Origin of the sequence: Thiohalophilus sp. (assembly GCF_046483665.1) — a bacterium.
Classification (GTDB): domain Bacteria; phylum Pseudomonadota; class Gammaproteobacteria; order UBA6429; family Thiohalophilaceae; genus Thiohalophilus.
In genome coordinates, this window is record NZ_JAWOCR010000046.1 from 1 (window position 1) to 13,844 (window position 13,844).

Below are 13,844 nucleotides of genomic sequence, written 5' to 3' on the forward strand. Positions count from 1 at the left end.
TACCCCGCCTCTCTGGAAACGAGAAAAATCTACGAAGCCATTCCCGATCAGGAAGCTGAGAAGCATCATCAAATACGCATTATTGACGAGTCCGGTGAGGATTACTTCTATCCGGAGGAGTATTTTGTAGATATTGAATTATCCAAAGCTGCGGAAGAGGCCCTGGTAAAGGCGGCATAGTTAAATCAAAAAAATTAAAGGGGTCAGAGCCCTTTTATCCGAGTAGGGTAAGCGATTGTGAGCGAACGAGGAACGTTATTGCGCATACAAATGAGTTGCCTGCAGAAGAAGGGGTTAGACTGCAAATGCACCTTCAAGACTGGATAAAACAAATCGGTTAGGGTGAAGTGAATAACAATAAAAGGGGTCGCCCACAAAAATTAAAGGGGTCAGAGCCCTTTTATCCGAGTAGGGTAAGCGATTGTGAGCGAACGAGAATTAAAGGAATCAAAGCCCTTTACAGAACGACCTGGACTGGCTAATTTTCATTCATGATAAATCAAGGAGGCAAGGATGCCCCGCAAACCCCGCTTTTTTCTCCCAGATGTTCCCGTTCATGTCGTCCAGCGCGGCCACAGTCGTGAGCCGGTCTTTTTTGAGGACGGCGATTATTTAGCTTATCGACACTGGTTGGTCGAGGCAGCCCGACGATATAGTTGTGCGGTACATGCCTATGTGCTGATGACCAATCATGTGCATATTCTTGTTACGCCTCAGGGCAAGTCCGGAGTAAGCCGGATGATGCAATACGTCGGACGGCGTTACGTGCCCTATATAAATTACTCGTACGGCACCAGTGGCAGTATCTGGGAAGGCCGATTCAAGGCCTCGCTCGTCCATGACGAGGAATATTTGTTGACCTGCATGCGCTATATCGAGCTGAATCCGGTTCGGGCCAACATGGTCAATGCACCGGGACAGTACCGCTGGAGCAGCTATCGGGTAAATGCCCTAGGCAAGATTGACCCGTTGATTACGCCCCATTCTTTGTATTTACGAATGGGCAAGACAGAAGCCAGCCGGCTATCCGCCTACAAATCTTTATTTCAGGCGCATATTGATGACGATGCGCTTAAGGATATCCGGGCCGCCTGGCAGACCGGGACACCGCTGGGAAATACCTATTTCAAGGAAAAGATCGAGCGTAAGTTGAAGACCAAGGTCGGGCAGACACGACGCGGACGTCCGAAAAGGGCTTTGACCCCTTAAGAAAATACTCTAAATACACATTAAAATAACGGTTAATGTGAATAAGTTTCGCTGGTATTTGATTTTCTGTACTTGAGGACTATACTTATCACCAGATGATAAGGAATGTCACAGCATGCACAGGGACACGGGCCTGGATACCTTGCTTGAGATGGATGGTTATATCCTGGACCAGGGCGAGGGCTACTGGATCAAAATTGAGGCAAAACGGCTGGCTAACCCCACGAGTGAGCGCCCGCACGGCATCAGTTACTCGCTTACCCTGCACGATCCCTATAACCAGCGGATACTGGGTTATGACAATGCCCATGCAGTACAGCAAGCAGGAAATAAAAGCTATTCAGGCCGGCGAGTGGAATACGATCACAAACACCGCTCCATCAAAGACAAGGGCGAACCCTACGAATTTGTCAGTGCGTATCAACTACTGGAAGACTTCTTTACCGAAGTAGACAGTGTATTGAAAAAGCACAGAGGTTATTAAGAGGCGTAGCGAGATGAAGAAAATCGTGATCGGTATTATGCCGCAGGAGAAAATCCGTCAGAGAATGCTGGCAATTGCCAAGGGTGAGTACAAACCCAAAAAAGGCGAGCCCAAAATCTGGTTTACATCCATGAAGTCGATGGCGGAAGTACTGAGTGATAAAAATCGGGATCTGCTGCATGTGATTGCAAACACGAAACCGGAATCAATGCAGGAGCTGGCGAAAGCCACCAATCGGCAACCGAGCAATCTGTCGCGCACCCTCAAGACACTGGAAAACTACGGGTTTGTCGAGCTGAAGAAAAAAGATAAGCGGGTTGTGCCAATTGCAAAGGTGACGGAGTTTGAGATTCATGCGGCATGATGGAAACGATGAGTGGTTAAAAATAAATCCCTACGTCCCCTTTTTGCGCGTCCCCTTTTTGCGATGTTCAACAACCTGTGCCGGGTGTCGGCGTCTGCATCTGGTTAAGTATGGATGATGCGGTCTTACCTGCTGATCTGATTATTGCCTGAGACCAGTGTAGACGTGCATCTGTGCCCGAAAAACCGGGGCTTTGAGACGATACCTTAAAGCGCAGGGACTGAGCTGCCTCAAATAAAAGCAGGCAGGGAAAGTTTGCCTGATGTTATTGAGAAGGTTTGATTTTTTTGTTGGTATGGATTTCCTCGTGATTGATGAATTTCAATGATTAGCGGATGGCAAGTTTCTATAGTAGGTGTAACTTGACGAAATCCGAGGGAGGAAAACATGACGAATTACAAGCTGCTAATGACAATGGTTGCAGGGATATTTGCGGGTGTAACGCTCAGCTGTACTGCAGATACCGAGAACAGCAATAACCCATACGCCAAACCTGATGATACATGGATAAGCATCAGCGGCCGGGTTGAGTCAGTTGAAAGGGATTCATTCCTTCTCGATTATGGAGAGGGTGTCATAACTGTTGAGATGGATGACGGTGACCGCGATGCGGATGCGTACAAGTTGCTTGAGGGCGACAAGGTTACTGTCAATGGCTATATTGACGATGATTTTTATGAGCTGACAACGATCGAGGCCGGCAGTGTTTATGTCGAGAAGCTGGATACGTATTTTTACGCCAGCCCTGCGGACGAAGAAGACATCACTTATAATGTCTGGTATACAGTGCCAGTTGTTCCTGGCGAAGTCCTGGTGGAAGGAGTGGTTACCAATGTAGGTGACGAACAGTTTACTGTTAATAACGGGTACAAGTCCATCAAGGTTAGTGTGAAAAACATGGTGCCTGATCCGCTGGATGATGTGGGCTACCAGAAAATCGAAAAAGGCGACATCGTCAGGGTGACCGGTGATATCAGTGATGATCTCTTTGAGTCCAGGCTAATTAACGCAGACAGTGTTGTCACTCTGTATGATTAATTATGGGATTAAATAAATAATTTCCCGGGACTCGGCCAATATTGATTGGCAGGCCACAATAAGGCCTGGTGAGTAAAAGTCCGCCAGGCTTTATTATTTGCGAATAATGTTTGTGAATGTGAGTTTGTCGATTTGGAAATTCAAAAGACTGAGCAAAATCGGCTTGCATGGTAAAGAGCGATAGCTATTAAACCGGGCAATGAGAGTTCGTTATGACCGGGTTGTCTCGGTTAAGGGGATAAAATACTTTGCGGAAGCGGTTTGGATGAATAAGTATTCCGAATACGAGTCCAGAGAGATTTATTCGCCACGTTGTTTCTCGCAATGACCTCTCTATCCCGGTCGTTGCGAGCGAAGCAGAGCAATCTTTTGAGCACAGTGATCGGATATTCGGAATACCTGCTAAAAGGGTATTTATATTATTCGCCAGTAAAAATAGCTCTCGATGTGTCGAATGATTAAAGCTGTCAGCCCTTGCCGATTATATTTTTCGATCTGAATCAGAGGGAGCTTCCGGTATGATAAAAAATATTTTCGTTGTCGGGGCGGATGATTTTAACTGCAAACTGCTTGATGATATTCATTCTGATAGTGGTTATGAATTTCATAGCCTCCTCACTTTCGATGAGGTGAAAGGGGTTGAACGGTATCCTTCTTTCGATGGTCTCATTGATCAGGCCGAATCCGTGCTTGGCCATTTTAAAGGTAGCATCGATGCTATCGTCGGGTACTGGGATTTTCCGGTCAACTCCATGGTGCCTGTTCTGTGTGAGAAGCATAACCTGGTGTCGCCTACGCTTGAGAGCGAGCTCAAATGTGATCACAAGTACTGGAGTCGTTGTGAGCAAAAGAAGGCTATCCCCGAGCATACGCCGGCTTTTGAGTCACTGGATCCTTTTGATGAAAACGCGGTAGAAGATATCCGGATGGCTTTCCCGTTCTGGATAAAACCGGTAAAATCAACGGATTCATTTCTTGCATTTCGTGTTAATAGTCGCAAGGAACTGGGTGAGGCATTGGCAAAGATCCGGGATGAAATCGATTACATTGGCAAGCCCTTTAACGAACTGCTGGCCCATGCGACTGTGCCTGAGCACGTCAGAGAAGTGGAAGGGCATCACTGTATCATTGAGGAGATGATATCCGGTCATCAATGCACTATCGAAGGTCATGTATACAATGGCGAGATTATCGTCCATGGCGTGATCGACTCGTTCAATTACCCGGGAAGCTCGTCTTTTTTGCGCTATGAGTATCCTTCGCAACTTCCTCAGGATGTCAAGGACTCGATGATCGAGACATCCCGGAAAATCATGTCACATATTGGTTTTGATAACGGCGCCTTTAATATCGAATATTTTTACGATATGAATACAGATCAATACATGTTACTTGAGATTAACCCCAGAATTTCCCAGTCCCATAGTGAAATGTTTCAGTTCGTCGACGGCACCTCGAATCATCAGATTATGGTGGAACTGGCTCTGGGGAATAAACCGGATTTCAAGGCCCGTGCAGGTCGATTTGATAGTGCTGCCAAGTTTTACTTGCGACGTTTTGCGGATGGTACCGTCAGCCGGGTTCCCGGTGCCGATGAAATCGATCGCATACTCGAGTCTGTGCCCGGAGTTGACATTGATATCAATATTGAAAAAGGCGCACAGCTGTCCAGGTTAATAGAGCAGGACAGCTACAGTTTCGATCTGGCAAACATCTATATTGGTGCCGGAGATACCCGGGAACTTCTGGAAAAGTTTCGTAAGGTGGTCGAGGCTCTGCCGATTGAAGTCGAGGAGGAAGACAGTCGCGATTGGAAACAAGCCGCACTACAGGCAAGTCATGATGTCGTTTTTCTCAACGATGTTTTCAAATAAAATCAGCAAAGTGTGGTAGTAAAAAATGATTTTCATCGGGCAGAGGTCGGCAGGACCTGCCTTGTGCCCTCCCGCGTTCATAAACCAAAAATATAAAGCACTTCGAACCCTTGATAATTATAATAGTAGTATGAAAAAGGGTGAGCGCTTCAATACGATATCGCATCTCGTCGGCGCCACGCTCGCGCTGGCCGGGATCGTGGTGCTGCTGGTTGTGGCGACAAACAGCGGTGACGAGTTTAAAATTGTCTCGTTCAGCGTGTACGGCGCCATGCTCTTCCTGCTGTATTTGGTCTCGGCGCTTTATCACGGTCTGCGCGGGCAAGCGAAACGGGTGTTTCGTGTTCTGGATCACCAGGCGATCTATCTGCTGATTGCCGGCACCTATACCCCCTTTACACTGGTGACGCTGCAGGGCAGCACGGGCTGGTGGTTGTTCGGGGCTATCTGGGGACTGGCGGCGCTGGGTATCGTGATCGATGGTGTGTTTCGTGATGGCATACGTATTGTGCCGTTCATTATCTATTTTCTGATGGGCTGGCTCATCCTGTTTGCACTCAAGCCCTTGCTGGACGGTTTGGCTTTCAGCGGTTTTATCTGGCTGCTGAGCGGGGGGCTTTTCTATACGGGCGGGATTGTCTTTTTTGCTCTGGACCGTCGCTATCCGTGGATGCACGGACTGTGGCATCTGTGTGTTCTGGCCGGCAGCGTTAGTCATTATGTGTCTATCCTGGTTTATGTCTGAAGACATGAACCAGGTGCAGTCAGCGGGTCGGATGCCGGCCTGTTTCATATGCCGGCCGGATACATGACCCGTTGTCCGTCCCCCGGTTTGAGCTGACCGGGAGGCAGCGAATGTTTATTCCTTCAGGTAAGGACGCAGATACGGAAGGAGGGTATCCAGCATGTCGCTGTCCTCCACCCGGGTGTAATCCTTTTCAATGTGGTGGCTGACCTTCTGGCTTGACTCCTCATCCAGATGTTTATTGACAAGACCATGAAAGTGGGGCGAGCTGACGATAACCAGATTGTTGAACTGATTCTCACTACGCGCGTGGTTAAGCATTTCTGCCAGTTCCCGGGCAAAGCGGTCCTTTTCATACTCTTTGGGCTCGGTCGGTTCCGCGTAACTGCCGTGCCCTTCACGGTTGACGTCGCTCTGGTAGGCGCCGGGGCGATCGCTGGCCAGATCCTCGCCTTTCATGCGGCTTTGTTCGTGCGAGAAGCTTTTCAACCGTTCGAGATCGGACTTGACCAGGTTGAAAAGGCGGGCTTCGCTGGCGCTGGCAACAAGCACCCAGGTATTATTCATGGCATTTCCCCTGTTTGGTGTAATGGGACATTGATTTCAAATCATAGCCGGTTCGCCGGGCAAGATGTACTACTGATAGCGCAAACTGTGTGAGTCCGGATTTGCTCATTATTGTCGAATCCGTGTGCACTGTGTGCGATTAATGGGCAAAATTGCAGGATGATAAATGACACCAGGAATCGTTCTCCGGGGCTTTTGCTTCTTTTGACGGACCGGATCAAATGACGCTGACAGGATTGCTCGTCTTCATTCCCGTTGCTCTGCTGGCGGTATTGTGGTGGAAAGGGATGGGCAGCAAGGAGATTGCGCGTCGAGCCGGTGTTCGGGGTTGCCGTGAAGCCGGGGTCCAGTTTCTCGACGATAGCGTCGCGCTGTACCGGCTGCGAGTGCGGCGCGGACCGCGTGGTGCCCTGGCGCTTTACCGGTTATATAGCTTCGAATTTACCAGTAGTGGGGAACGTCGCCATCACGGTTACATCCATATGCTGGGAGATTACCCGCAAAAGCTGGAGATGGATCCTTATCCTGAATAAGTTTTATTCCCCCGTCATGATGTTTGAACTGAATTCAAAGAGATCTCCGGGCGGAACACCGGCTGTCGGGGTGTGCCCTGTGCGGACTGGCGGGGTAATATAAAGTTGACCAATAAACTCGGGTACAGTGAATGACGCACAGGGGGGGTTGGCACGGAAACCCGCTCGCCGACGCGGTGCGATTTATCAGGCTACTCGAACTTTCGTTGTTCAACTCACTCAAGGGTTTTAAATTTCGGGAAAATATCGTGTTCAGAGGCTGGTATCTGGTCTGCCCCGCGTGGGCAAAATATCCAGGTTTATCGGTCAGGTATTACTATATTAGCAAATACTAAAATAAGATGATTGACGGATTCCCGCCAATTACATTCAGACTGTCCAACCAGCTGGCGCCGGGAGCCACTCCGCGCTACAATTCCGGGCCTCACCCCGCCGGGCTGAGGCATTATCAACTTTCGGAATGTCGGATAAAAAACGTTTATCGTGATTGTCTGGCCGAACCGCAAGAGCAATGTTAATCTTGGCGCGTTATTGCTGGTGTAACGACAGTTACAAATCATAAACAATAAATAGAGGAAGTGTCTCATATGCTGACCACCAACCCCTTCTCTGAACTCACAGCATTGATATCTCCCGAGATCATGCAGGGTTACATCATTTTAATGATTATCCTGGTGGTGCTGGGTACAGTGCTGGACATGATGCACAAGAAAAGTGCCAAGTACTTTTTCGAAAATTCGAAAAAGTCGCAGAAGGCTGCCAAAAGAACAGTCGGTGGTGGTGAAAAAGCATCACTGCTGGTCAAGACCGTAGCCAGTGAAGTCATCACTTCTTCCGAGTTCTGCAATATCCGTCGCAGAATCTCTCACCTGTTGACCATGTACGGCTTCATTATCTTCGTTGTGACAACCGTGATGATGATTTTCGGCGCGGACACTTCCTCCGGGACTGTGCCTTTCCTGTGGCATCTTGGTGCGCTGATGCTTGTTGTCGGTGGTTACTGGTTCTGGTTCTTCATTCGCGTGGATGTTTCTGCAGAAGCGGTTAAATGGTATCAACTGCGTCAGGCCGATATCTTCATCGTTTCTCTGCTCACCATGGCGACATTTGGCCTGATCTGGTCCATCCTGCAGTCCAGTGGTGTTGCCGGCTGGGCGATGCTGTTCTTCGTTCTGTTCATTGTCGCCACGACTGTACTGTTCAGCACCGTGCTGTGGTCCAAGTTTGCCCACATGTTCTTCAAGCCTGCAGCTGCCTTCCAGAAGCGGATTATCAAGGCGGATGGTTCCAGAGAAAATCTGCCCGGTGACTATGATCTGTCCGATCCTGAAGTACAGGCGAAATTCCCGGATATTCCTGAATATATGGGCAAGAACCCTTCTTACATGGGGCTTGGTATCAAGCGTGAAGCTCCGCGCCATTACTAATTCGAAAGCAGGAGAATAAAAATGCCAACTTTTGTATATATGACGCGTTGTGATGGCTGTGGCCACTGCGTCGATATCTGTCCGTCAGACATCATGCACATCGACAAGGTAACTCGTCGTGCATATAACATCGAACCCAACATGTGCTGGGAGTGTTACTCCTGCGTTAAAGCCTGCCCGATGAATGCCATTGACGTGCGTGGTTATGCAGACTTTGCGCCGCTGGGCCACTCGGTACGTGTGAAACGTGATGAGGAAAAAGGTGTTATTGCCTGGCGCATCAAGTTCCGCAACGGCGAGAAAGATATGGAGCTGCTTGCACCTATCACGACAAAGCCATGGGGTAAACACATTCCCAAGCTCGCTTCAGTGCAGGGTCCTACCAAGGAAATGCGTGATAGCCAGTTACTGTATAATGAACCGAAATATATTCGTCTTGATGACGGGGATATACACACCTTGAAATCAAACGGGTTAAAAATGAAAGCAGGGGTGTACTACTAATGGCTTATAAAACAATAATAGAAGATAATATCGATGTCCTCGTATGTGGTGCGGGCCTGGGCGGCACCGGTGCCGCATTCGAAGCCAGGTACTGGGGCCAGGACAAGAAGATCGTTATCGCCGAAAAGGCAAACATTGATCGTTCCGGTGCGGTTGCACAGGGTCTGTACGCTATTAACTGCTACATGGGTACACGCTTCGGTGAAAATAACCCGGAAGATCACGTGCGTTACGCACGTATCGACCTGATGGGCATGGTCCGTGAAGACCTGTTGTTCGATATGGCTCGTCACGTGGACTCGGCTGTGCACCAGTTCGAGGAATGGGGTCTGCCGCTGATGCGCGATCCCAAGACCGGTGCCTATCAGCGTGAAGGTCGCTGGCAGATTATGATTCACGGTGAATCCTACAAGCCGATCGTAGCCGAAGCCGCCAAGAAATCAGCGGATGAAGTCTTCAACCGGATCTGTGTTACTCACCTGTTGATGGACGAAGCCAAGGAAAACCGCGTTGCCGGTGCCGTTGGTTTTAATGTACGTACTGGTAATTACCACGTATTCAAGTCCAAGGCCGTTATTGTCGGTGCCGGTGGTGCCTCCAATATCTTCAAACCGCGTTCCGTGGGTGAAGGTGCGGGTCGTGTCTGGTACGCACCGTGGTCGTCCGGCTCAGCGTATGGCTTGTTAATCGAAGCCGGCGCAAAAATGACCCAGATGGAAAACCGTATCGTACTGGCCCGTTTCAAGGACGGTTATGGTCCGGTTGGTGCCTACTTCCTGCATCTGAAAACCTACACCCAGAACTGCCTGGGTGAAGAGTATGAGTCCAAGTGGTGGCCTGGCCTGCAAGAAATCGTCGGTAAGGAATATCTGGATCCTGATGCTTCGCACGTCACTCATCGCCCGATTCCGACCTGTCTGCGTAATCACGCCCTGATCTCAGAGGTGAATGCCGGTCGTGGTCCGATTCATATGATTACCATGGAAGCTTTCCAGGATCCCCATCTTGAAGAGATTGGTTGGCATAACTTCCTGGGCATGACTGTCGGGCAGGCGGTACTGTGGGCGGCCACTGATGTGGATCCCAAGAACGAAAACCCCGAGCTGACTACTTCCGAGCCTTATGTAATGGGTTCTCATGCCACTGGGTGTGGCGCATGGTGTTCAGGTCCCGAGGATATCTCACCGGATGAATACTTCTGGGGTTACAACCGTATGACCACTGTTGAAGGTCTGTTCGGTGCCGGTGACGCCGTGGGTGGTACGCCGCATGCTTTCTCTTCCGGTTCCTTTACCGAAGGTCGTCTGGCTGCCAAGGCTGCTTGCAAGTACATTGATGAAGGCAAGGCTGAAGGCATTGTAGTCTCCGAGAAGCAGATCAACGACCGCAAGGCGCAGATCTTCAAGCCGATGGAGCACTACAAGGTTTACCGCAACGAGATCACTGCCGGTGATGTTAACCCCAACTACATCAATCCTCGCCAGGGTCTGGATCGTCTGCAGAAATTGATGGACGAGTACTGTGGTGGCGCCAGCGTCAACTACATGACCAACGAGAAGCTTCTGCATATCGGTCTGAAGAAGTTGAAGATTCTGGAAGAGGATCTGGAGAAAATTGCCGCAAAAGATTTTCATGAGCTTTTGCGTGCATGGGAACTGAAACATCGTCACCGTGCTTCAGAATCTGTAATGCATCACACCCTGTTCCGTAAGGAAACACGTTGGCCGGGTTATTACTACCGTGGTGATGCACTGAAGCTGGATGATGAAAACTGGCATGTACTGACTGTTTCCCGTCGTGATCCCAAAACAGGTGAATACACAATGGAGAAAGCTCCTTGTTATCACCTGGTAGACGAAAACGAATAATATATGCCTCGAAGGCCGTAAAGCACCAGCAACTTCTTGCTTCTAAAGGGGTTGCTGGTGTTTCTTTTCCGGTTGGAAAAGTTTATCAGGCCTTGTTTGCTTATCTGGAAAACTGATTTATTCGTAGCAATAGAAGCGTGATTATGACAACAGAAGCACCAATTGAGACACAAAACCAGCAGAATATTATTAATTTACCCGATGAGGAGTTGCTGGCTATTGCACATCCTATGTGGGAAGAGTTGATCAAATATTCCAACAAAGGTCAGTACGGTAAATTCATCAAAAAATTCTCCTATAATCTGCTGTTCGGCCTGAATGAAGTCGAAGTTGGCAAGCAGTTTGCGAAAAGCGAGCTGACGAGAAGTCTTTCCGAAGATTATGATTTTCTCGGGACGATTCGTCGTGGTGAGCATGTTACGGTTCTGTACCGTGTACGCAGCTCCAAAAAAGAAGGTGAATGGCTTGGCCGTATGGTGCTGGGTTATGAAGATGGTGAAGTCAGAATCTTTGGTGCTTCCATATTCTGAAATTGAATCACCTGCCCTGTTTTTAAAACCTTAATCACTACAGATTTGAAGTTAGCAATATGAATCAACAACTTGAAGACGCTATCGCTGACAACAAGTACGTCGAGCTTATGTACAAGGTCATTGATAAAAAGTCAGGATCTGTACTGACCGAGGTTGAGTATCCCCTGGGTTATGTTCATGGGATAAGCGAAGTCCTGGCGCCTGCCGTTACCGCCGAGCTGGAAGGTAAGCTTGCGGGAGACGTTATCGAGGTGCCGATTGACTGCAGCCAGTTGTATGGTCCCAGGGACGACTCTCTGGTTATTGTCGAAGCCATCGAAAACGTACCTGAGGAATATCGCGAAGTCGGCACCTCGATCCTGATGGAAAACGAGAAGGGTCAGACCAAGTCGTTTCTGGTCACAAGAGTGGATAAAAAGACCATTACTATCGATGGAAACAACCCGTTATGCGGCAGGGAAGTCATTTTCAAACTGGAGATCAAGGAAGTTCGTGATGCTACCGATGAAGAAATTGAGTTCGGTGGCAAGGTCGACGATGTCCCGGACGTTGAAGGGACTACCAAAGTCCCCGTGCAATAACCGGGTGTCAGGCAATCGGGAGTTGTAGTTTGTCGTCACAAGCAAAAGAAGAACAAAAAAGAGACCCCAATAATCCGTGCCTGTTTTGTACAGATCCACGTGGGGTATCACTGGAAAATGAACTGGCTTACAGTGCTCGCGACACTTACGCGGTGAGTCCGGGGCATACCCTGGTTATTCCGCGTCGCCATGTCGCCAGTTTTTTTGACCTGACGCCCGAAGAGATCAATGCCTGTATGGCGTTGATTACGGATGAGCGCAATTTGCTGGACGAGGAGTTCAATCCTGACGGCTACAATATCGGTGTTAACGTAGGGCCGGCGGCCGGACAGAGTATTTTTCATGTCCATATTCATGTCATTCCCCGCTACAAGGGGGATGTCGAGAATCCCCAGGGGGGGGTTCGGCACGTAATTCCCAAAAAGGGACATTATACGCGCTAGAGAGTATGATTTACGTCAGTTAAGTGGGAGGGGCTGACATCCCTGTTTTAATTCCTCCCGTTTCAACCATTGAGGAGTGATGATTATGAGCGAAGCACCAAAAACCCGACCCAAGGTTCCCGATGGCCATGCGCGTTTTCTGACCACCCGTCAAAAACAGGCTAATGAAAAGGGTTATGTGGGTTACGACACTATCTGGGAATCCTTCCAGAAAGAACAACCTTACACCACCCCCAAGAAGCCCTGAGGCGATCAGCCGCGTGTACCTCGAAGGTCGCGCGGCTTCTCCTTATAAGAATATGTTCTGTTTTTCCCGGCGTTTCTGATCGGGTAACGGATCGAGTCTGTAATTCTCCGCATTTTCACACTGACGGCAGCCCATGCGGTCAATGATTCCATAAAGTACGGTGTATGTATGCCGTTGCGGTGAGCCGGTGTTTTGAGTCGGCGATGTTCACTCTGTAGTACCAGGGCAGGACTGTCCGGTGCGTGCACGTGGCTTGTCTGTCGGACAAGGCTGCCTCGCCATGAATAGCGATTCGCACCCTGTTCTGAAGTCGTGACAGCGGGCGTGTGTCCGGCGCCCCGGGCTCGAGTCGTTCCCATGCGACGGTACGTTTCTGGCGCTGGGGGAGCGATCTGCTCGTCAATGCCGTTAAACAGGCGGTATCTTTTCTGCAGGAGTCGGCCCATAGTCTGAGCCTCCGGATGAGTGTCCTTGACTATCGGACAAAAAAAAACTGGCCATGACCCGTAAACGGGTGGCACAGTTGGCGATGTCGATACCAGACTATTCGCTTTTTGAAAATGAGCCGCCTGTATTCCAAAAAACTGCTGTTACCGTTCATTGGTGTGGTCCAGGTTGCCGAACTGGGTTGGGGACGTGCCCTGAGCCTGGACGGGAAGAACTGGGCATTACGCTATGCACAGAACGACAACAGGGAGGTGCGAAGTGGACCGTTCCGGGACGATCCGAGAGTGAATTTTTCCCTGGTGGTGAATATCGACGGGGATCGGCTGGAGACCCGGGCCGTACATCCTTCGCTGGAGCCTGAGCGGGTCCAACTCGATAGCCAGCAGCTTTGCGACGCGCTGTGCGACGTCAGGATACCATTCAGGGCGGGGGATCGTTACGAATACTGGCTGCTGGATGGCATTGACGAGCGTCCTTTGGCCCTGCTGCACAGCTGTGTTGATGAGCAAGAGATGCAGCTGCCGGTTCCATCCCCGGAATGGCTTGCCATGCCCGCTGCGGAACTGGCGATCCCGGACCCGCAAGCCCCGGCACAGGCAACCTGCCTGCCACCGGTTAACTATCGTTTGCAGAAACAGATCGAAGAGCGGGCCGGCAGCAAGCCCCGGGCGGCCTGGTTCGAACGCACGACGACGACGGAGAATTTCCCGCCCTGTCTGATCATGGACGAGTGGGCGGATCCGGAATGCCAGCGCTTGTGTGATCTCTATCTGCAGCGGCTCGCACCACGCTTGCTGATGATGCCCGGACTGCCGCATACAGTCCGCCAGCAGCTGGAGCAGGTCGCGTGCGACCAGGTTTTTGAAGTGGAGCGCTTCTATCCACTTTATCCCGAAGTGATCGATGACAGCCTGTTGAACGCCGCCCGGGTCGAGGCCAGATTGCGTCGCGCCAATGATGTGTAATCCGGCATCTTTCCA

Annotated in this window: 17 protein-coding genes; 16 read left to right on the top strand and 1 reads right to left on the bottom strand. The window is 49.9% G+C overall.

Translation table 11 applies throughout. The features are described from left to right. The 7 genes from R6U90_RS10095 to trhA form a co-directional block, all read left to right on the top strand. Window positions 1–180: hypothetical protein (locus R6U90_RS10095; protein WP_410352564.1), on the top strand; the 180-nt coding region annotated here is incomplete at its 5' end. Between the two features lie 333 nt (window positions 181–513). Next, window positions 514–1,209 carry a transposase gene (locus R6U90_RS10100; RefSeq protein ID WP_410352565.1) on the top strand — a complete coding sequence of 232 codons (696 nt, stop codon included), beginning with the start codon at window positions 514–516 and terminating at the stop codon, window positions 1,207–1,209. 115 nt (window positions 1,210–1,324) lie between these two features. Continuing rightward, entirely contained in the window at window positions 1,325–1,693 is a 369-nt protein-coding gene (locus tag R6U90_RS10105; protein WP_410352566.1) for a DUF6516 family protein, read from the top strand. Between the two features lie 13 nt (window positions 1,694–1,706). Continuing rightward, on the top strand, window positions 1,707–2,057 hold the full coding sequence (locus tag R6U90_RS10110; protein ID WP_410352567.1) for a MarR family transcriptional regulator: 351 nt from the start codon (window positions 1,707–1,709) through the stop codon (window positions 2,055–2,057). Window positions 2,058–2,444: 387 nt separating this feature from the next. Beyond that, window positions 2,445–3,095, top strand: a complete 651-nt coding sequence (locus tag R6U90_RS10115; protein WP_410352568.1) for a hypothetical protein — start codon at window positions 2,445–2,447, stop codon at window positions 3,093–3,095. A 518-nt stretch (window positions 3,096–3,613) separates the two neighbouring features. After that, on the top strand, window positions 3,614–4,969 hold the full coding sequence (locus R6U90_RS10120; protein WP_410352569.1) for an acetyl-CoA carboxylase biotin carboxylase subunit family protein: 1,356 nt from the start codon (window positions 3,614–3,616) through the stop codon (window positions 4,967–4,969). A gap of 130 nt (window positions 4,970–5,099) precedes the next feature. After that, window positions 5,100–5,714: a PAQR family membrane homeostasis protein TrhA gene (gene trhA / locus R6U90_RS10125; protein WP_410352570.1), complete on the top strand. Its 615-nt coding sequence runs from the start codon at window positions 5,100–5,102 to the stop codon at window positions 5,712–5,714. 114 nt (window positions 5,715–5,828) lie between these two features. Here trhA and R6U90_RS10130 read toward each other — a convergent pair whose 3' ends face one another. Further along, window positions 5,829–6,281 carry a host attachment protein gene (locus tag R6U90_RS10130; protein ID WP_410352571.1) on the bottom strand — a complete coding sequence of 151 codons (453 nt, stop codon included), beginning with the start codon at window positions 6,279–6,281 and terminating at the stop codon, window positions 5,829–5,831. Window positions 6,282–6,502: 221 nt separating this feature from the next. Between R6U90_RS10130 and R6U90_RS10135 the strand changes: the two genes are divergently transcribed. The 9 genes from R6U90_RS10135 (at window position 6,503) to R6U90_RS10175 (ending at window position 13,829) form a co-directional block, all read left to right on the top strand. Next, on the top strand, window positions 6,503–6,814 hold the full coding sequence (locus R6U90_RS10135) for a DUF3301 domain-containing protein (RefSeq protein ID WP_410352572.1): 312 nt from the start codon (window positions 6,503–6,505) through the stop codon (window positions 6,812–6,814). 587 nt (window positions 6,815–7,401) lie between these two features. Next, window positions 7,402–8,241 (top strand): adenylyl-sulfate reductase, encoded by an 840-nt coding sequence (locus tag R6U90_RS10140; protein ID WP_410352573.1) that lies wholly within the window; start codon window positions 7,402–7,404, stop codon window positions 8,239–8,241. A 21-nt stretch (window positions 8,242–8,262) separates the two neighbouring features. Beyond that, window positions 8,263–8,745 carry an adenylyl-sulfate reductase subunit beta gene (gene aprB, locus R6U90_RS10145; RefSeq protein ID WP_310694123.1) on the top strand — a complete coding sequence of 161 codons (483 nt, stop codon included), beginning with the start codon at window positions 8,263–8,265 and terminating at the stop codon, window positions 8,743–8,745. Further along, a complete protein-coding gene (gene aprA / locus R6U90_RS10150; RefSeq protein WP_410352574.1) occupies window positions 8,745–10,613 on the top strand; it encodes an adenylyl-sulfate reductase subunit alpha in 1,869 nt (622 codons plus the stop codon). The genes aprB and aprA overlap by 1 nt, the downstream gene beginning before the upstream one ends. 143 nt (window positions 10,614–10,756) lie before the next feature. After that, window positions 10,757–11,143, top strand: a complete 387-nt coding sequence (locus R6U90_RS10155) for a hypothetical protein (protein ID WP_410352575.1) — start codon at window positions 10,757–10,759, stop codon at window positions 11,141–11,143. Window positions 11,144–11,202: 59 nt separating this feature from the next. Continuing rightward, window positions 11,203–11,727, top strand: coding sequence for a peptidylprolyl isomerase (locus tag R6U90_RS10160; protein ID WP_410352576.1), 525 nt, complete (start codon window positions 11,203–11,205; stop codon window positions 11,725–11,727). Between the two features lie 29 nt (window positions 11,728–11,756). Beyond that, window positions 11,757–12,170 carry an HIT family protein gene (locus tag R6U90_RS10165; RefSeq protein ID WP_410352577.1) on the top strand — a complete coding sequence of 138 codons (414 nt, stop codon included), beginning with the start codon at window positions 11,757–11,759 and terminating at the stop codon, window positions 12,168–12,170. An 85-nt stretch (window positions 12,171–12,255) separates the two neighbouring features. Next, a complete protein-coding gene (locus R6U90_RS10170) occupies window positions 12,256–12,417 on the top strand; it encodes a hypothetical protein (RefSeq protein ID WP_410352578.1) in 162 nt (53 codons plus the stop codon). A gap of 560 nt (window positions 12,418–12,977) precedes the next feature. Further along, window positions 12,978–13,829 (top strand): hypothetical protein, encoded by an 852-nt coding sequence (locus R6U90_RS10175; protein WP_410352579.1) that lies wholly within the window; start codon window positions 12,978–12,980, stop codon window positions 13,827–13,829. Window positions 13,830–13,844 lie beyond the last annotated feature (15 nt).